This window comes from Paraburkholderia sp. BR10954 (assembly GCF_040965775.1).
In the GTDB taxonomy this organism is placed as follows: domain Bacteria; phylum Pseudomonadota; class Gammaproteobacteria; order Burkholderiales; family Burkholderiaceae; genus Paraburkholderia; species Paraburkholderia youngii.
Window position 1 is genome coordinate 237,299 of the sequence record NZ_JBFRCK010000005.1, and the last position, 18,057, is coordinate 255,355.

The following is an 18,057-nucleotide window of genomic DNA, read 5'->3' on the forward strand; positions in this document are numbered from 1 at the left end:
TGCTGGACCGGTCATATGAAATAAAAGTACATATAGCGAGGACGGGACCGCCCGCGCAAGTTACACTCCGCCGCCTCAGGTAATTGCACGAAACGCCGATAAACAGAACAACTGTAAGGAGACCCACTTATGAGTAGCATCAGCGAGCCGGGCAGCCAACAAGGTTCAGCCCCATTCTTTTCGAAACAGGCCACCATCGCGCAGCCCGGTTTCTCGCGCTGGATGGTGCCTCCCGCCGCTCTTGCCGTGCATCTGTGCATCGGCCAGGCCTACGCGTTCTCGGTCTTCAACGGACCGCTGACCAAGGTGATCGGCATCACGCAGTCCGCGCCCGATGACTGGTCGCTGACCGCGCTCGGCTGGATCTTTTCGCTTGCGATCGTGTTCCTCGGTTTGTCGGCGGCGTTCGCCGGCAAATGGCTCGAACACGTCGGTCCGCGCCGCACGATGTTCACGGCCGCTTGCTGTTTCGGCGGCGGCTTCCTCGTGTCCGCGCTCGGCGTGTACCTGCATCAGATCGCGCTGCTGTATCTCGGCTACGGCGTGATCGGCGGGATCGGCCTAGGGCTCGGTTATGTGTCGCCGGTGTCGACGCTGATCCGCTGGTTTCCGGACCGCCGCGGCATGGCGACCGGCATGGCGATCATGGGCTTCGGCGGCGGCGCGATGATCGCGGCGCCGTTGTCGGTCGCGCTGATGAAGCACTTTCAAAGCGCGACGAGCATCGGCGTCGCGGAGACCTTCATCGTGCTCGGCATCGTCTATTTCATCTCGATGACGATCGGCGCGCTCGCGATCCGCGTGCCGCCGGCGGACTGGAAGCCGGCCGGCTGGACGCCGCCCGCAGCGACGCAGCACCGGCTGATCACGAGCAATCACGTGCATATCGACCAGGCGCTGAAGACACCGCAGTTCTATCTGATCTGGCTCGTGCTGTTCCTGAACGTGACGGCTGGCATCGGCATTCTCGGCCAGGCCTCGGTGATGATCCAGGAGAGCTTCAAGAACACGGTGACGGCTGCCGCGGCGGCCGGCTTCGTCGGGCTCCTGTCGCTGTTCAACATGGGTGGGCGTTTCGTGTGGGCGTCGGCGTCGGACTGGATCGGCCGCAAGAACACCTACTACATCTTCTTCGCGCTCGGCGCGGTGCTCTACTACCTCGTGCCGAGCTTCGCCGCGAACGGACAGATCGCGCTGTTCGTGCTGACGTACTGCATCATCCTGTCGATGTACGGCGGCGGCTTCGCGACGGTGCCGGCCTATCTCGCCGACATGTTCGGCACGACGTTCGTCGGCGGCATTCATGGACGTCTGTTGACCGCGTGGGCCGCGGCCGGCGTCGCGGGTCCGGTGCTCGTCAACTACATCCGCGCGTATGAAGTCGCGAACGGCGTAGCGAAAGCGGACGCGTACACGATGACCGTACACATCATGGCCGTGCTGCTCGTGATCGGCTTTATCTGCAACCTGCTGGTCAAGCGTGTGGATGAGAAGCACCACATGACCGATGCTCAAGTCGCCAAGGGCGCGTGAGGAGATCCGTATGTCGACCGTTCAAACCGTACATCCGACCAACAAGGTGATGCTCGCGGTGTTCTGGCTGTATGTGATGATTCCGCTTGTGTGGGGAGTCATCAATACGCTGACGCAGGCGACGAAGTTGTTCAAGTAAGGATGTGATGTCGTGCGCACCCCGGCCTGGTTGAAGGACGGGGTGCCGAAAAGAGGCCACGCCGCGGTGCACCTCTCACCGCCCCAACCCGCTATGCGCGATCTGCTGCTCGACGAACTGCGCAAACAATGCGTGCATATGCGTGGTCGGATGCAGATCATCGGCGAACATGTAAGTCTTATCCGCATTGGCGCTCACATAGGTCGCCGGCGAGCATAGCAGCGAGGTGTCATCGGGCGTTTTCTTCGGGTCGCAGGCCTGCCCCGTATTCGACACGGTAAAGCCGTTCGCCTGAAAGCTTCCGATCACCTGATTCGTCCACGTGTACGAATCGATCTGGATCACCTTCGATTGCAGCCCATCGGTTTGCAGCGCGCTATTCAACGTAGCGTTGAATAGCTGCGACAACTGCGTGAGGTTCGCGCCACCATCGGCCGAAGCGAGCCCCTTCGGCGACAGCCCGATATTCGGCACATTGATCACCACCACATGCACGCCGCCGTTCTGCAGGATCTGCCCGACGAGCTGGGCGAGCGTGGTGGCCGCCGCCTGCACGACCGGCGCAGCGGCGGGCAGGTTGCCGGCGCGCAGCACATCGTTCGAGCCCACCCACACGAGCACGAGCTGATTGGCGTTGAAGCTGCCGTGAGCGCCCAGATAGCTCGACAGTTGCTGATTGACAGGCATTTCGATGTTGCCGATGACGTCGCTCAGGTAGTCGTACTGGTTCGCCGGTGTCGCCACGGTCGAGCCGCCTTCCGCATAACCGAGGCCGCTCTGCGCACTCAGCCTGTGCGTGAGATCGATCGTGAACGCGGCGCTCAGCGTATCCCCGTAGTATTGCGCGACGTTCTGGGCCCATACCTGGCCGGGGTTGGTGGTGAAACGCCCGCCGCCCACCGCACTCGCGAGGGGCGCATAGGTCCCGACGTCCGACAGGCTGTCGCCGAACGACACCACCTGCAGCTTGACGCCGCCGGCCGGCTCGGTCGCCGTGCCGCCGCCGTTACTCGACCCGCCGCTGCCGCTGCCGCCCCCGCCGCAAGCCGACAGCAGCAAGATCGACATGGCAAAAACTACAGCGCGGACTTTGTCATTTATGCCTCGCATTTGCTCCTCCTCGCCGGGCGGGCCAGACGGTGCCGCGTGCCTGACGTGCGCGGCCGGTACCCGACCGCACGCGGCTCTTCAACCAAGCATCGCGTATGCCCAGCAAGGAAGTGCGGCCCGCTCAAAGCCTCTCGAACACCACCTCCTGCGCACCCTCCCACAGCACCTTCGTGCCGAGTTCGCGCAGTTTCTCCTTGCCTTCGACGACCGTCAGAAAATGATTGCCCGCGAGTTGCCCCATCTTGCTCGCGAAGCAGCACGAGCCATAGGCGAGGATGATCTCGGTCTCGCTATAGCCGCCCGGATAGAACAGGATGTCGCCGACCGACGGATGGCTCGTGTGATTCTCGAAGCCGACCGCGACCCCGTCGTTCTCGAGCCTGAATTCGCCGAGCGGCACCCAGCAGCCCTCGCCGCTCCAGCGCACGTGGATCAGCTTCTGCCGGTACGGCAGCAGCTTCAGGAACGCGGCCACGGTCTGCGGCGCATCGGGATGCGTTTCGGCGATGAAGGTGTGGCCGCAGGCGGTCATCTTGAGTCGGGTCATGGCGCGTTGTCCGATGTATGAAATTGAAAGGCGCTTCGATTCTGTCGTCCGATGCAAGGTTTCGACAGGTACACTTGTCCGCGTCACGGTCAGTCCAGTTAGACCAGATACGATCGCGGGTGGCGGGCCGAGCCGCAAAGCCTTGCGCGACGCGCGATGCCAGTTTGCAGCGCGCGCCGCCACGAATGTTCGTAGTTTGCAAGCCGCGCAATGCAACGCACACTGCGCAGGTGCGTGATTCCGACTGGAGAAAAGACAAGCCGTTGCGGCTCGTCCATCTCAACCGCGCAGCCGGTAGGCGAGCGGCGTCGCGCCATAGCCACGCTTGAATTGCACGGAGAAGTGACCGGCATTCTCGAAGCCGACTTCGAGCGCGATTTGCAGCACGGTTCGATCCGTGGCGCGCAGCAGCCTCGCCGCTTCCTCGAGCCGTAAGCGCGTGACGAACTGGTGTGGCGTCTCCCCGGTCTCGCGGCGAAACACCCGGGCAAAATGAAAACTGCTTAGGCCGGCCTGCTCGGCCAGTTCGGCGATCGCCAGATCTTCGGCAAGATTCGCTCGGATGTAGTCGGTCACCCGGCGGACGCGGCGCGGCACCAGCCGTTCGGGCCTCGTCGCGCTGCCGCGGCGCGCGCCGTTGCCGCTCGAATAGTGCTGCAGCAGGTGCGCGGCGAGCGCGTGAACCAGCGTATCGACATACAGACGCGAATCGGCGGGATCGCGGGCGGCGCGATGCAGTGCGGCAAGCATCGCGGCGATCAGCGGATCGTTGAAGCGCATCGCGTCGCCGAGCGACAGTTCACGCGACGCGTCGAGCCCCATCTGCTGCGCGACGCTGTCGATCAAAGCGCGCTCGATGTGCACGTGCAAGGTAGACAACGGCTCGTCGCTGATCGAATGCCAGCGCCACGAGATCGGCGTGGGCGGCACGAACCACAGGTCGTTCACGCGCATATCGGCGCTTTCCCAAGCTCCGCCGAGGTTGCGTTCGAGATGCTCGGCGCCGCTCGCGAGCGTCATCAGCGTGAAGTCGCGCAAACCGGGCGCTTCGAGCAAGTCTTGCCGCACCGGTTCGAGATACGAGCGCAGCACCAGATGCCGCCACTCGCGATCCACGCTCGACACGAGTCGCTGGCCGGCCATATAGCGGTCGTAGGCGAGCGTCGTCGTGAGCTTGGGAATTCGTGCCATCACATCCCTTCGAAGGAGGTGCCGTATGGAAGGAGAAGCGCCGCCGTACCCGTATTGCCGGTCCACTGTCAGCGCAAGATCACAAAAATGATAGCAAGGAACCGGCTACCGACATTTCACGAAATCGCTAATCATTGAGGTTGTCGTATTTCACGCGTTTAGAACGCCGGAGCTACCGTTTCATGGAACATGAATGCGATACGCTGCCGCAATGGCTGAACGGCTCGCCGCAAGGCGAAGCCGGGCACGCGTCGGCAGCACACCCGAGAGCGGCATCCGCCCAACCGGCTTATCCGGCCGGCGCGCGGCACGCCGCGAAATCAGCCCACGCGGCTGAAGCAGTGAAGATGTCTCCCCGTACCGTGAATGGCGCGGGGCGCAGTGGCTTTCTGACTCTGTTTACCGAGGAGGAGATCGGCACGCCGTCGCCCGCGGCGCGCCGCGCCGCCCCGCTGATCAGTCCGCTCGGACGGTTCGGCAGCGCGCAGGACCGCATGGAGTTCGTGCGCCAGCGCATCAGGCAGCTGGGCTTCGACTCGTTCAGCTATACCGCCACGCGCACGTCGTCGCATCACAAGACGATGTTCGTATTGACGAGTTACGAGTCGCAGGCATGGCTCACGCACTATTTCCGCGAGCGCTATTTCGAGCTCGATCCGCGCGTCGCGCACGCGTCGCCGACCGGCATGCCGTTTCTGTGGAATACCGCCGATCTGCGCGCCGATCTGCCGCGCGCGCAGTTGCGCAGCGAGCGGCTCGGCGCTTTGATCGACATGCTGGAAGCGGCCGGGCGCAAGAGCGGCATTCTCACGCAGATGCCGCTGCCGGAGCCGGAGCTGAGCGCGATCCTGTGCTTCAACTCGGCGATCGGCAACCCGCGCTGGATGACCGAATCGATCGTCGCGGAAACGCTGATGTTCGCGCACTCGATTCACGAGTTCATCTGGACGCACGCGAAAAGCGTGATCGGCATCGCGCCCGCGCAGCAGCAGCGCATCGCGCTGAGCAAGCTGCAGCATGCGGTGCTGAAGGCGGTCGTGCAGGGGCAGCGGGACAAGGAGATCGCGTATTTCCTCGGGCTGTCGCCGCATAACGTCGACTATCATCTGCGGCGCTTGCGGCAGTTGTTCAACGTGCGCAACCGCGTGCAGTTGATCAATGTCGCGCAGGCGTATCTGTCGTAGTCGGCGTCACCGCGTATCGATGAAGAGGGCGCGACGGCTTTTCGCCGTCGCGCCCTCTCCTCAATTCAGTGTCGCATGTCTATCAACTTTTCAACCGATAGCCGGTTCTGAAGATCCAGCCGACGATCACGAGGAACACCGCGAGAAACAGCAGCGTCATGCCGAGACTCAGGCCGACGCCGACGTCGCCCAACTCGAAGAAACTCCAGCGAAACCCGCTGACCAGATAGACGATCGGATTGAACAGCGTGACGGCATGCCAGAACGGCGGCAGCATGTCCACCGAATAAAAGGCGCCGCCTAAGAACGTGAGCGGCGTGACGATCAACAGCGGCACCAGTTGCAGCTTCTCGAAGCTGTCTGCCCAGATGCCGATGATGAAGCCGAGCAGACTGAACGTGACCGCCGTCAGAACCAGAAACAGCACCATCCAGAACGGATGCATGATCTGCAACGGCACGAACAGCGCGGCGGTCGCGAGAATGATGAGTCCGAGCAGGATCGACTTGGTGGCCGCCGCGCCCACATAGCTGACGACGATCTCCAGATACGATACGGGCGCCGACAGCAGCTCGTAGATCGTGCCGGTGAAACGTGGAAAGTAAATTCCGAACGACGCGTTCGCGATGCTTTGCGACAGCAGCGACAGCATGATCAGCCCCGGCACGATGAACGCGCCATAGCTGATGCCCTCCACTTCCTTGATGCGCGACCCGATCGCCGAGCCGAACACGACGAAGTACAGCGAAGTGGAAATGACTGGCGCGATGATGCTTTGCATCAGCGTGCGCCACGTGCGCGCCATTTCGAACTTGTAGATCGCGCGCATTGCGTAGATGTTCATGGGTTCCCCCGCAGCAGGCTGACGAAAATGTCTTCGAGCGAACTCTGCGTAGTGTGCAGGTCCTTGAAGCGGATGCCGGCATCGTCGAGCGACTTCAGCAGCGCGATGATGTCGGTGCGGCCGCCCTCGCCTTCATAGGTATAGATCAGCTCGTTGCCGCCGTTCGCGACCGCCAGCCCGTAGCCGGCGAGCGCAGCCGGCACATCGTCGAGCGGGTACTCCAGTTGCAGCGTCAACTGCTTGGTGCCGAGCTTGCGCATCAGCTCGGTCTTCTCTTCGACCAGCATGATCTCGCCCGCATTGATCACGCCGATGCGATCGGCCATCTCTTCGGCTTCGTCGATGTAATGCGTGGTCAGGATGATCGTCACGCCGCTCGCCGCGAGCGAGCGCACGAGCTTCCACATGTCGCGCCGCAGCTCGACGTCGACGCCGGCGGTCGGTTCGTCGAGAAACAGCACGCGCGGCTCGTGCGACAGCGCCTTGGCGATCAGCACGCGCCGCTTCATGCCGCCCGACAGCGTGATGATCTTGTTGTTGCGCTTCTCCCAGAGCGACAGGTCGCGCAGCACTTTTTCGATGTAAGCGGGGTTCTTCGGCTTGCCGAACAGGCCGCGGCTGAACGACACGGTGGCCCAGACGGTTTCGAACGCGTCGGTGGTCAGCTCCTGCGGCACGAGGCCGATCAGCGAGCGGGCCGCACGATAGTTGGCGCCGATGTCGTGACCGTCCACCGTCACGCTGCCTTCGCTCGCGTTGACGATACCGCAGACGATGCTGATCAGCGTGGTCTTGCCCGCGCCGTTCGGCCCGAGCAGCGCGAAGATTTCTCCACGGTGGATTGCCAGATTGATGTTCTTCAGTGCCCGAAAACCGCTGGCATAGGTTTTCGACAGATTCGTGACCGAAACGATAGGCTGCATGGACTCGATAATGGCGACACCGCTGTTGAATGAGGGAAACCGGCGTGAACGGACGCGCCGCATCCGCAATGTAATGGAAAGTGGGAAAGCCTGCAGAGCACGGAACCACGCGTCCGCGGATTCGCCGCGGCGCGAGATAGTTCGGCTTACTGATGGGTTTGGATGCAGACCGACGCCCGGCGCGGCCATCCGGGCACGCGCGACGCGCGCCGGCAGCCTTTTACGCCGACGTGCTGTGTTGCGCGCCCGGAAAGCGGCTTGCGATCACCCTCTGGATTTCCTCGACCGACACCGGCTTCACCAGATGATGATTGAAGCCGGCCTCGTGCGAGCGCTGCCGGTCGGTGGCCTGGCCATAGCCGGTCACCGCGATCAGCAGCGCGCCCGCGGTGGCCGGACGGCGGCGCATCTCCCGCGCGAGCTCGAAGCCGTCCATGCCGGGCAAGCCGAGGTCGAGCAGCACGATCTGCGGCTGGAGGTGCGCGGCCAGTTCGAGCGCGGTGTTGGCTTCATGCGCGACGCGCACCTCGTACCCGTCCGCCTGCAGCACCAGCGACAACGCGAGCGCGGCATCGACGCTGTCGTCGACGAGCAGCACGCGCAGCGCCTCGCCGCCGTGATCCGGCACGGCTTCGGGCGCCGTCGTCGACGCTTGCGCGGCGTCGGCAAGCCGCGTCAGCGGCAAACGCACGACGAACTTGCTGCCGCGCCCCAATCCCGCCGAGAACGCCTCGATCCGGCCGCCGTGCAACTCGACCAGCGTACGCGCGAGCGGCAGGCCGATGCCGAGGCCGCCTTCGGAGCGTTCGATCGAGATTTCCGATTGCACGAACAGATCGAAGATGTGGGGGAGCGTTTCGGCGCCGATGCCCACGCCGTTGTCGCGTACGCTGATCAGCACGTCATCGCCCGCTTCGCGGACTTCGATGCGGATGTCGCCGCGCTGCGGCGTGTACTTCGCCGCGTTCGACAGGACATTGCCGAGCACCTGCGCGATCCGCACGCCGTCGCCGACGACGAACAGCGGCTCGCCGGGCAGATCGGTGGTGAGCGTATGGCCCTTGCGATTCAACGCGGGCCGCACGGTTTCGATCGCGGCTTCGAGCGCGGCGGCCAGCTCGACGATCTCGTGGCGCAGCGTAATCTTGCCCTGCGTGATGCGCGCGACGTCCAGCAGATCGTCGACGAGCCGGCTCAGATGCTTGACCTGGCGCCCGATCACCGCGCGCATTGCCTCGAAGCTGTGCTGCGACGGCGCACGGCTCGGGTCGAGCAGTTCGATCGCGTTGCGAATCGGCGCGAGCGGATTGCGCAGTTCGTGCGCGAGCATCGCAAGGAACTCGTCCTTGCGGCGATCGGCGTCGCGCAACGCCATCTCGTTGGCCTTGCGATCCGAAATGTCGTTGACGATGCCGGCGAGCCGGTAGATGCGCCCGCGCGCGTCGCGCACCGGAAAGCCGCGCTCGACGGCCCAGCGCGTCTCGCCGTCGGGCCGCACGATACGGTATTCGATCTCGTACGCGACACCGGTCGCGAGCGCGCGATACGCGGCCTCGACCGCGGCCTCGTCCTGCGGATGAATGTGGTTGGCCCAGTGGCGCCCGCTCGGCGTCGGCTCGTGCGCCGCGTCGCCCCACAGACGTCGATACGCGGGGCTCACATACAGCAGTTGCGCGCTCGACGGGTCGAGCATCCAGAACACGTCGTCGATGTTCTCGGCCATCTGCCGGAAGCGTTCTTCGCTCTCGCGCAACGCGCCCTCCGCGCGGCGCACGCGCAGCAGCGCGCGCACCTGCGCGATCAGTTCGGCCGGCTCGACCGGCTCGGTCAAATAGCTATCCGCGCCGCCTTCGAGGCCGCGCACCCGGTCCATGCTCTGCACCGCCGCCGCCGACGTGTGGATCACGAGCACGCCCGAGGTCTCGGGCGCGCCCTTGATGCGGCGGCACACTTCGAAGCCGTTCAGATCGGGCAGATTGACGTCGAGCAGCACAAGGTCTGGCTGCGAAATGCGCGCGCGCTCGATCGCTTGCGCGCCGTTGCCGGCCTCGATCACGACGAAGCCCGCGCGCGACAGGATGCGCGTCTTCGCGTAACGAGCGCCTTCGTTATCGTCGACGTTGAGGATCAGATTCGCGTTTGCATCGGTCATGAAAAGGCGTGTCCGTAGGAGAATGCTCGCGCGCCGCCCAGACCCACGCCCAATCCGTTGCGGCTCGTGAAACCGTCGGTCAACGCCTCCTGAAGATCAGCAATTCCCGGACCCCGTTCGATGAAGGCGAGCCGCGAACCGATGCGGCCATTGCGTTGCACCGTGCAGGAGTAGACGTCGCCGCCGCGGCCATACGTCGGCGTGTTGCGCGCGAGTTCGCTCGCCGTGCTCACCGTTTCAGCGTCGAGCACGCGCGCCATCGCGGCGGTCCCGTCGATCATCGGCCGATGAACCCCGAGGCACATCCCTTGCGAGGTTCACATGACACCAACCCTTTTCGTGGAGGTAAATCATGAAACGCATGACCAGGACGATCTTTGCTTCCGCGCTCGTGATGGCGTTGTCGGGTGGCATATACGCGCAGGCGGGCGGTGCTGGCGGCGCGGGCGCCGGCGGTAGTGCAGGAGGCGCGGGCGGCGGTGCTGCCGGCGGCACGAGCGGCGGTGGCGGTGGCGCGGGTGGCACCGGCATCGGCGCCGGTGGCGGCACGACCGGCGGCGCGGGCGGTACGGCCACTCCGGGCGTTGGCCCGGGCTCGGTCCGCACGCCGGGCAACACCGGCTCCGGCTATGGTTCGCCGGGTGTGACCGGCACCGGCGGCGGGATGGGCACCGGTACCGGCGCGAGCCCGAATAGCCCGGCGACCGGTGGTTCGACAGGCGGCATGGGCAACGACATGCGCAGCGGAACCGGCAACAACATGAACAACGACATGAACAACGGCAGGATGCAGAACGGGCAGTAACGGCCGTTGAGGTTCACCGGGCGACGCGGCATCGAGTTGCCGCGTCGCCGTTTTTTGTGCGGCCCGCCCGTCCACACAGGCGCGCTGCGACGACTCATACCTCAAGGCTGCGCACAGACAAAACTACTCGCCAGATTTACATTGCCTTTGCCGATATAACGCGGAAACCCGGGATAGCGGCACAGCGGCCGCGAACGTCCATTCGTCGCCGCGGCGAGATCGGTGGCCGTCAGCGTTTCGGGCGCGACGCCGCGCGTGACCCACGCGTCGAGCGCGCCGAGCAGATCGACCGAGGGAATGAACACGCCGTTGCCATGCTGGAACCCCGGCACCATGTAGAGCCGCATGAAACGATCGACCTCGTCCTTGCCGAAACGCGCGATCAGCGTGTCGTGATACGCGATCGTCTGGTTCGGGCTGATCACTTCGTCGGCGAGGCCTTGCAGCGTGATCAGCTTGCCGCCGTGCGCGATATAGCGCGACAGGTCCGGGTTCATCGAGCCGATCGTGGCCGACAGCAGGATCAGTTGCGAGCGATATTTGCCGGGCCGTTGCGGATCGAACGTCAACGAATCGAACTGCGCATCGCGCGTGACGAAGTAGCGCAGATAGCCGTCGCCTTGCGCGAACAGATAACCGTTCGCACCGAACGTCGGCACCGGCTGACGCCGCGGTTGATGCGCGAGCCCGAGCGCGCCGGTCAGTTGCGTGCCCTGGAACACGTTGTAGCCGCGATAGCCGCTCACGCCCCACGCGAGCCGATACGGCAGCGACAGTCCATCTCGCATCACCAGCAAGGTGGCCAATTGCGCGTCGGTCAGACACGCATCGTGCGATGAAGGGTGCAGCGCGCAGCGCAGCGAATCGATAATCTGCGCCTGGTGCGCGCGGCACGCTTCGACATCACTGACGATGCCGTCCTCCGTGCCGTCGAGCCGGTCGCATACCTCGAGCGTGCGTTGATGGACGGCTTCGAGCAGCGCCGCTGGCACGAAGCCACCCGGCGTGCCAAATTCGGCGTGGCCGAGCTTCACGCCGAGCAGCCGCACGCCGGAAAAATTCAGCGCGGGCGAATTGGCGATCACGCCGTCATAGTCGTCGGGAAAGCGCTGCATCACCGTGTAGCCTTCGCGGCCACCCGTCGAGCCGCCGGCAAAATACATGCGCTGCGGCGGCCTGCCGTACGCGTTCGCGATCAGCGCGAGCGCGACGTCGTGGGTCTTCTTCAGATGCGCGTAGCCGAAGTTCGTCACCGCTTCATCGACGAGACCGAACTGCGCGAGCGCCGAATCGCCGACATGCCCCGAGTCGTCGCCGAACGTCGCATAGCCTTGCGCGAGCGGCGCGCGATCCGGCGAGAACGGCATCACGCCAATGCCGCTGACGACCACGCCGTTGTACCCGCCACCGCCGATCTGCAACGCGCGGCCATTCCAGCGGCGCGGCAGATTCAGATCGAAGCGGATGTCGGGTGTGGTCGGATTCAGTGCCTTGATGCGGCCCGTGATGCGGCAATACTCGCCGCCTTGCTGATTGCCCTGCGCGGTCGCGCCGATCATCGACGCACTTTCGATCAGCGCGCCGGCCGTTGGCATCTCGATCAGTTCGGGCGACAGCACCGCGCCCGCGAACTCCGCGCAGTGCATCGCGAACGGTGTTTCTTTGGCCTGCGCGGCCGTGCGATGTATCGCAAGCCACGCGAGCACCACGACGCTCATCACGGTTGCGAGTCCAACGAGCTTGTGCGTGGTGCGCATCGTAGTCGTGACGCGCCCACGGCGCTCGCGTCGTGTCATCCGCAACCCGCGCCTTTCGCGTGCGCGCGCGGCTGCTGCCCCTTCCAGCCGCTCCACCCGCGCGCGATCATCAGCAGCGCGCCGATCGCCGCGAGGTCGCCGCCGAGCCCGACCAGCACCGCGCGAAAACCATGAAAGGTGTGCGGTGTCGCCGTGTCGATCATCAACGACACCAGCGTGCCGGTGACGAAGCACACGAGCCCGGCGCGCCCGACCGTCACCACGACGGGCAGCCGCCTCGCGAGCCACGCGATGCTGCCCATCCGCACGAACTGGGCGGCGAGCCAGGCGATGACGATGAAATTGATCACACGTTCCACTGAAAGATTCTGTTTGTGCGTGCCGGGCAAAGGCTGCGTCAGCACGAAAAGTTTGACGATCGCGAAGGCAAGCACCGCAACGACCGCGACGCGCGTGAGCCACCGGGCGGCGCAGCTCGCATGAAAACGTTCGCTGATCGGCTGCATACGACACAGCATGCCGAGCACGAACATCAGTTGCCACGCAAATGGATTAAAAGCCCAGCCGGCAACATCGTCAATGCTGAATAACGCGGCAAGCGGCCGCGCGACGGCCCACAGCGCGAGGCTCACGGCAAGCGCAAGCGATACCGAGCGGCGCGCGAGCGGCACCATCACCGGCACACATAGCGCGAACAGCACATACATCGGCAGCACGCTCGACAGATACGGCTGCCGTCGTAACAGCGCGATATCGAATGCCTCACGCCACGGCTGCAACGCAAAAGGTGGCCAGCCGGTCATTTCTACCATCGCCCGATTCAGATCGAGCCGCGCGAGAACCGCGCCGGACACGAGCATCAGCATCGCCGTCAGTAGATACGCGCGATAGATTTCCCAGCAGCGTTTGACGAAACGCAGCTGCGCCGCGTGTTCGCCGCGATGCGCAAGCACCGCCGTATACGCCGCCGCCGATGCATAGCCGCCGAGAAACACGAACACCTCGGCTGAATCGCACAATGCGTACGCGTGCAGCATCAGATGCGATAGCGTGCTGCCGGGAATGTGATCGAGCACGATGACGATCAGCACGATACCGCGAAAGAAATCGACTTCGACCGATCGTCCACGACCACGGCCAGATGTTTCCATTCGTCTTCTCGAAGAATGCGCGCGCCGACGGCACGCAAGAACGTGAATGGCCACGGGTCAGCGGCCAATGCCGTGCGAACTGCAAAAGGCTAATTCGTTCCCCGCATCGCCTATCTGAAATCGAGTCGTTGGCGACTGGTAATACTCGGTGCGTCTTTAACGAACGCGCGGAAAGTTTTGCGGCTTTTGATGCACGAAACAGGGACGCCCGCATTGATGCGGCGGACACAAGCCTCGAAAAAAAATCATCGAACGCGCGCGGCGATTTTTTTCGCATTTTTTCCCCGTACGATGTTTTCGTGCTTTTCAGCCGCTTTGCGAATAGAGGTTTATGAAAAACAGAATTGCCGGATTCGATGGGTTGCGCGCGATCGCCGTGCTCATGGTGTTTCTGCAGCATCGACTATCCGGCCACATCGGCGAGATCGGGCATCTCGGCCGGCTTTCTGATCATCGGCATCCTGTCGTCGCAACGCGCGCGCATCGAATCGGGCGACAGCCGTTTCGGCGTCGAACTCGCACGCTTTCTGTTTCGTCGTACGGTGCGCATCTTTCCGATCTATTACCTGATGCTCGTCGTGATGTGCGGGTTGATGGCGTTCGGCCTCGCGAATCCGGAACTCGCGAGCGGCATGCCGTTTCACTTTGCGTATCTGTCCAACTTCTGGATCGGCTCGGTGCTGCGCTACTGGCCGGGCCGCTATTCGCACTTGTGGAGCCTCGCGATCGAGGAGCAGTTCTATCTCGTAGTTGCGCCGCTTTTGCTGCTGCTTGCCGCGCGGCGACATCGAGCGGCATGTTGGGCGATCGTGGCCCTCGGCCTTGCTGGGTTATTCGCGATGCGTGCCGCGCATTGGGATGAGATCGCGATCTATACGCACCCGTTGAGCAATGTCTGGCTGCTCGCGTTAGGTGGTATCGGTGGCTTGATGATCGCGGACGATCGCGGCCGCGTGCATGCCTGGCTCGGTCATGGCCTGACGCTGTTCGCGCTGAGTCTCGTCGTGATCGGTTTGTGCGCGGCCGAATCGGGATGGAGCACGCTCGACGATCCGTTGCTGTTTACCGCGATCAGCGCAATGTACGGGATCGGTATCGCGGCGCTAGTGGCTTCGATTGCGTGCTGCCGCAATGCTGCCGTGATGGGTCTGCTGCAGACGCGTTGGCTCGCCGGTCTTGGGCGCATCAGTTACGGCTTCTATCTGTATCACAACCTGATCCCCGATCTGACACGCAACCGTCACGCCGAAGCGTTGTTCGGCGGCACCGTGCCGATGTGGGCACATATGCTTGGCATCGTCGCATCGTTTGCGATTTCGCTAGGCATCGCGTTGCTGTCGTGGCGGCTGATCGAGGCGCCGATTTTGCGGCTACGCGGATCACGCCATCGTTCGGCCTCACCGTCCGGCCGCCCCTCACCTGAGGCACTGCGCGGGACCGAACCGGCCAAACGATAGAAGCGCGCCTGCTTCAAACATCCGCCACGGCACCGTGGCACGCGCCTTGCTGCCCGAGGGCTTATCTTCAGCAACTGGAGAGCATTGTGTCGAACACCGCGAACTCCCCGAACGAGCCTGATCGCCCAGCGGACGACGATACCGGCAGTCCACCCGCCGAAGTCTCGAAGCCCATCGGCGATGCAATCCCTTCTCCGGTCGAACCGGGCCTCGACCAGCCTCTGCCGAAGAAAGGCGAAACCCCCGAACCCGACCCGAACAAATCCGGCCAAGGGGGCGGCGACCCGTTAGGTGATACCGATGCGCCGCCGGGCGTGCCCGATGCGGGACCGTCCGACTTCGCGTAGCGCTTCGAAGCGACCGTCAAGCCGCCGCGGGCTCATGCACGATCTTCAACGTGCTCTTGTGCTCGGCAATCAGCCGATAGACGGTATCGCCGGGCACGGTCTCATGCTCGAGCAACTGCTCTGAAGTGTCGCGCAGTACCGGCTCGTACGCGTGCAACAGCCCGTAGCAAAGTTCGTTGAGCTCCTTGAGCAGCACGTTCGCATGCTCGATTGCGCTCTTCATTTGCAGGCCCGCGTACTGCGACGGCAGCGCCGCGAGACTGAACAGATCGCCGTCGCTGTTGAAGCCGAACTTCGACACCATGTCGAGGCTGATACGCGAGGCCTCCTGCAAGTCCGATGCGGCGCCGCTCGATGCTTCGGAGAACATCAGAATCTCCGCGTTGCGTCCGCCGAGCAGAACCTGGATTTCATTGCGGATCTCCGTTTCGCGGTACAGGTGCTTGTCCTGCGCTTTCGTGATCAGCGCGACGCCGAGCGCGCCGCCGCGCGGCAGGATCGTCACCTCCTCGAGCACGCCGGTGCCCAGCAGCGCGGCGACCAGACCGTGACCCGCCTCATGCACCGCGATGCGCTTGCGCTCGTCCTCGGTGAGCGCGCGCTCGGCGCCGCTCACGTCGCCGATGCGCGCGATCTTGATCGCTTCCATGAAGTGCTTCGCGGCGATTTCGTTATCGCCCGCCTTGCGCGCGATCAGCCCCGCCTGATTCACGACCATCGCGACGGTGGCCGGCGACAGTCCAGTCGTCAAACGCGCGAGCTGGTCGTAGTCGATATCCGCCGCTTTCGACTTCAGCCGCTGCGCGTAGAAACGGAAAATCTTCGCGCGGTCTTCGCGGTCCGGCAGACGCACCTGCACCGTGCGATCGAAACGGCCGGGGCGGCGCAACGCTTCGTCGAGATTGTCGGGATGGTTGGTCGCGGCCACCACGATCACGCCCTCGTTCGATTCGAAGCCGTCCATCTCCGCGAGCAACTGGTTGATGATCCGGTTGCTTTCCGCCTCGACCGGGCCACCGCCGGTGTCGGTGCGTTTCGCGAGACCGTCCGCTTCGTCGATGAAGATGACCGTCGGCGCGTTCTTGCGCGCGAGTTCGAACAGGTGCCGCACCTTCTGAATACCGACGCCGTAGTACTTCGCGCTGAAATAGCTGCCGGTGATCGAAATGAAGTTCGCGCCGCATTCGCCGGCCAGCGCCTGAGCGAGCCGCGTCTTGCCGACGCCGGGCGCGCCGACCATCAGGATGCCGCACGGCGCGCGCACGCCCAGCGACGAGAACTGCTTCGGATCGGACAGGTAACCGCGAATGTCGGCGAGCGCGGCCTTCGCTTCGTTCGCGCCGATCACGTCGTCGAAACGCAGCGTTGGCGTTTCGCTGAGCAGCGTCGCGCCGCCCTTCATCTCGCGCCGCATGAACCACGCCATGCCGCCGATCAGCGCGAGCGGCAGCAATACGCTCAGCACGTCGCGCAACTGCTCGAACAGTTGCGTCCAGCGCGCGCCATCGCTGTGGATGTCGACGTCGGGCAGCCACACGAGCTGATACGCGGCGGCGTCGGAGCGCTCGCCGAGCAGCAGCGCGTGCGAGAAGGTGGCGTTGTGATCGGTGACGAAGTACTTCGAGCCGTCGCGCAGCGACACCAGAATCGCGTCGGGACTCACGCCGATCGCCGCGACGTTCGCGTCGTGAATGTCGCGCAGCATCGTCGACGCGTCCTTCTCCTGATGCGTCCACGCGGATGCATCGTGACGCATCTGGCTCGCAATGCCGTTCAGCGCCGGGGCCTGCGGCACGGCGCGATGCTGGACACACCAGCCGCCCCAACCGACCAGCACCGCGATCAGCACCGCCACAGCGCCCAACGCAATTTTGCGTGCGCGCTTTTTCCTAAGCGAATTATTTCCCGGCTTCATGAGTCATTTCCAAAATGAGGACTTGAACAAGCCCTTACTGAATCAAGCTGTCTGTCAAAATTACCTGTCGAAAGCGCAAGGTGGAGTCTGCGGAAAATCGGCTGAGGCGAAGCGCCACACGGGCGCGTGGCTTAAAGGACAATCCAGAAGGACGACGAGAAGTGCGTCCCGGTGAGCCGCGGTTGCCGAAGGCAGAATGCCCAGGTTACGCGTCTGTCAAATTCGCGGAAAAGGCCTATTTGTACCGTCTATCCGGCCGTCGACACGCCGGAAGGGGAATGCGGTGAGGGCGCGAAAGGCGTCGCCGCATTGGCTCCGGCGCACAGTTTATCAGTGTAAAAAGCGGCGCGTGTTTTCAATGTCTATATCTAACCGCACCCCAATTAAGATCAGTCAGAATTACTGGGAAAAGCGAGATTTTAGAAAGACATCATTGATCTGAAAAACAGCTCGCAATTAAGTCAGGATTTTGGAATCCGGCGGCCCTATCGGGCGGATGCGCGACGGGCCTCTGCGGGCCCGTTCGCGTCATCGCCGCTTTTCTCTCAGGTTCTGCTTTTTTGACGTCGGCGCCGAGCGGCGTCGACGGTACTCTCCTCCACTGCACTACTTCGGTCCTCGCGGACCACCCCGACATCTCAGGCCGCCGTGCGCCGCGCGACGCTGGCCTGCGCCTGCGCCTGCTAGCGCAACATGCCGCGCAGCTTCGCAATGCGCGAGCGCTGGCTCTCGACAAGATGATGCGTATCCTCGAGCGCGCGGATGCGCCGCTCCCAATAGACGTGATCGAGTTCACCGGATTGCGTCGCGCGCTTGCGCGTCGCGTAGCCGAGCACACTCTCGAGATGCTGCAAATGGCTATCCGCGAATCTCGCCGGTAGCCGCCCGCCGCGTTGCGCGGCTGTTTGCCCGCTCGTAAGGCTCATCTTCGCTCCCCCCGCGTCCTGCCTGTTGGCCCGATGACCTCGCCGCATCGATCGCTCAAACCGAAAGCGATCTGCA

Annotated in this window: 17 protein-coding genes and 1 pseudogene; 7 read left to right on the forward strand and 11 right to left on the reverse strand. The window is 63.8% G+C overall.

What is annotated here, in order from left to right:
- The first annotated feature begins 129 nt into the window (after positions 1-129).
- Both AB4Y34_RS10400 and AB4Y34_RS10405 read left to right on the forward strand, forming a co-directional pair.
- Positions 130-1,533, forward strand: a complete 1,404-nt coding sequence (locus AB4Y34_RS10400) for an OFA family MFS transporter (protein ID WP_013091208.1) — start codon at positions 130-132, stop codon at positions 1,531-1,533.
- Positions 1,534-1,543: 10 nt separating this feature from the next.
- Entirely contained in the window at positions 1,544-1,672 is a 129-nt protein-coding gene (locus AB4Y34_RS10405; RefSeq protein WP_176384334.1) for an oxalate:formate antiporter, read from the forward strand.
- Positions 1,673-1,747: 75 nt separating this feature from the next.
- Here AB4Y34_RS10405 and AB4Y34_RS10410 read toward each other — a convergent pair whose 3' ends face one another.
- The 3 genes from AB4Y34_RS10410 to AB4Y34_RS10420 form a co-directional block, all read right to left on the reverse strand.
- Entirely contained in the window at positions 1,748-2,782 is a 1,035-nt protein-coding gene (locus AB4Y34_RS10410; RefSeq protein WP_368715964.1) for an SGNH/GDSL hydrolase family protein, read from the reverse strand.
- A gap of 121 nt (positions 2,783-2,903) precedes the next feature.
- A complete protein-coding gene (locus AB4Y34_RS10415) occupies positions 2,904-3,329 on the reverse strand; it encodes a DUF3830 family protein (RefSeq protein ID WP_368715965.1) in 426 nt (141 codons plus the stop codon).
- 279 nt (positions 3,330-3,608) lie between these two features.
- Positions 3,609-4,520 carry a helix-turn-helix domain-containing protein gene (locus AB4Y34_RS10420; protein WP_368715966.1) on the reverse strand — a complete coding sequence of 304 codons (912 nt, stop codon included), beginning with the start codon at positions 4,518-4,520 and terminating at the stop codon, positions 3,609-3,611.
- Between the two features lie 182 nt (positions 4,521-4,702).
- Between AB4Y34_RS10420 and AB4Y34_RS10425 the strand changes: the two genes are divergently transcribed.
- Positions 4,703-5,704, forward strand: coding sequence for an autoinducer binding domain-containing protein (locus AB4Y34_RS10425; protein WP_368715967.1), 1,002 nt, complete (start codon positions 4,703-4,705; stop codon positions 5,702-5,704).
- Positions 5,705-5,786: 82 nt separating this feature from the next.
- Here AB4Y34_RS10425 and AB4Y34_RS10430 read toward each other — a convergent pair whose 3' ends face one another.
- From AB4Y34_RS10430 to AB4Y34_RS10445, 4 genes are all read right to left on the reverse strand, one after another.
- Positions 5,787-6,548, reverse strand: coding sequence for an ABC transporter permease (locus AB4Y34_RS10430; protein WP_176107643.1), 762 nt, complete (start codon positions 6,546-6,548; stop codon positions 5,787-5,789).
- Positions 6,545-7,471, reverse strand: a complete 927-nt coding sequence (locus tag AB4Y34_RS10435; protein ID WP_018437181.1) for an ABC transporter ATP-binding protein — start codon at positions 7,469-7,471, stop codon at positions 6,545-6,547. The genes AB4Y34_RS10430 and AB4Y34_RS10435 overlap by 4 nt, the downstream gene beginning before the upstream one ends.
- A 220-nt stretch (positions 7,472-7,691) precedes the next feature.
- Positions 7,692-9,623: a response regulator gene (locus AB4Y34_RS10440; protein WP_176379584.1), complete on the reverse strand. Its 1,932-nt coding sequence runs from the start codon at positions 9,621-9,623 to the stop codon at positions 7,692-7,694.
- The gene (locus tag AB4Y34_RS10445; protein ID WP_368715968.1) at positions 9,620-9,883 is read right to left on the reverse strand and encodes a hypothetical protein; all 264 of its coding nucleotides are present in this window, start codon (positions 9,881-9,883) and stop codon (positions 9,620-9,622) included. The genes AB4Y34_RS10440 and AB4Y34_RS10445 overlap by 4 nt, the downstream gene beginning before the upstream one ends.
- Before the next feature lie 92 nt (positions 9,884-9,975).
- On the opposite strand from AB4Y34_RS10445, the gene AB4Y34_RS10450 reads away from it, so the two are divergent.
- Positions 9,976-10,428 carry a hypothetical protein gene (locus AB4Y34_RS10450; RefSeq protein ID WP_368715969.1) on the forward strand — a complete coding sequence of 151 codons (453 nt, stop codon included), beginning with the start codon at positions 9,976-9,978 and terminating at the stop codon, positions 10,426-10,428.
- A gap of 101 nt (positions 10,429-10,529) precedes the next feature.
- Here AB4Y34_RS10450 and AB4Y34_RS10455 read toward each other — a convergent pair whose 3' ends face one another.
- Both AB4Y34_RS10455 and AB4Y34_RS10460 read right to left on the reverse strand, forming a co-directional pair.
- Entirely contained in the window at positions 10,530-12,224 is a 1,695-nt protein-coding gene (locus tag AB4Y34_RS10455) for a tannase/feruloyl esterase family alpha/beta hydrolase (RefSeq protein WP_368715970.1), read from the reverse strand.
- On the reverse strand, positions 12,221-13,336 hold the full coding sequence (locus AB4Y34_RS10460) for an OpgC domain-containing protein (RefSeq protein WP_176379588.1): 1,116 nt from the start codon (positions 13,334-13,336) through the stop codon (positions 12,221-12,223). The genes AB4Y34_RS10455 and AB4Y34_RS10460 overlap by 4 nt, the downstream gene beginning before the upstream one ends.
- Here AB4Y34_RS10460 and AB4Y34_RS10465 point away from each other — a divergent pair.
- From AB4Y34_RS10465 to AB4Y34_RS10475, 3 genes and pseudogenes are all read left to right on the forward strand, one after another.
- Complete coding sequence (locus AB4Y34_RS10465; protein WP_368715971.1) at positions 13,327-13,671, forward strand: hypothetical protein; 345 nt, start codon at positions 13,327-13,329, stop codon at positions 13,669-13,671. The two genes, AB4Y34_RS10460 and AB4Y34_RS10465, sit on opposite strands and share 10 nt — an antisense overlap.
- Positions 13,668-14,793: pseudogene (locus AB4Y34_RS10470) on the forward strand (acyltransferase family protein). Before AB4Y34_RS10465 ends, AB4Y34_RS10470 begins: the two are co-directional and overlap by 4 nt.
- 86 nt (positions 14,794-14,879) lie before the next feature.
- Entirely contained in the window at positions 14,880-15,140 is a 261-nt protein-coding gene (locus AB4Y34_RS10475; protein ID WP_368715972.1) for a hypothetical protein, read from the forward strand.
- Positions 15,141-15,156: 16 nt separating this feature from the next.
- Here the strand turns inward: AB4Y34_RS10475 and AB4Y34_RS10480 are convergent, their stop codons facing one another.
- Both AB4Y34_RS10480 and AB4Y34_RS10485 read right to left on the reverse strand, forming a co-directional pair.
- Entirely contained in the window at positions 15,157-17,055 is a 1,899-nt protein-coding gene (locus tag AB4Y34_RS10480) for an ATP-dependent metallopeptidase FtsH/Yme1/Tma family protein (RefSeq protein ID WP_368715973.1), read from the reverse strand.
- Positions 17,056-17,738: 683 nt separating this feature from the next.
- Positions 17,739-17,981, reverse strand: coding sequence for a hypothetical protein (locus AB4Y34_RS10485; protein WP_255208768.1), 243 nt, complete (start codon positions 17,979-17,981; stop codon positions 17,739-17,741).
- Between the last annotated feature and the right edge of the window lie 76 nt (positions 17,982-18,057).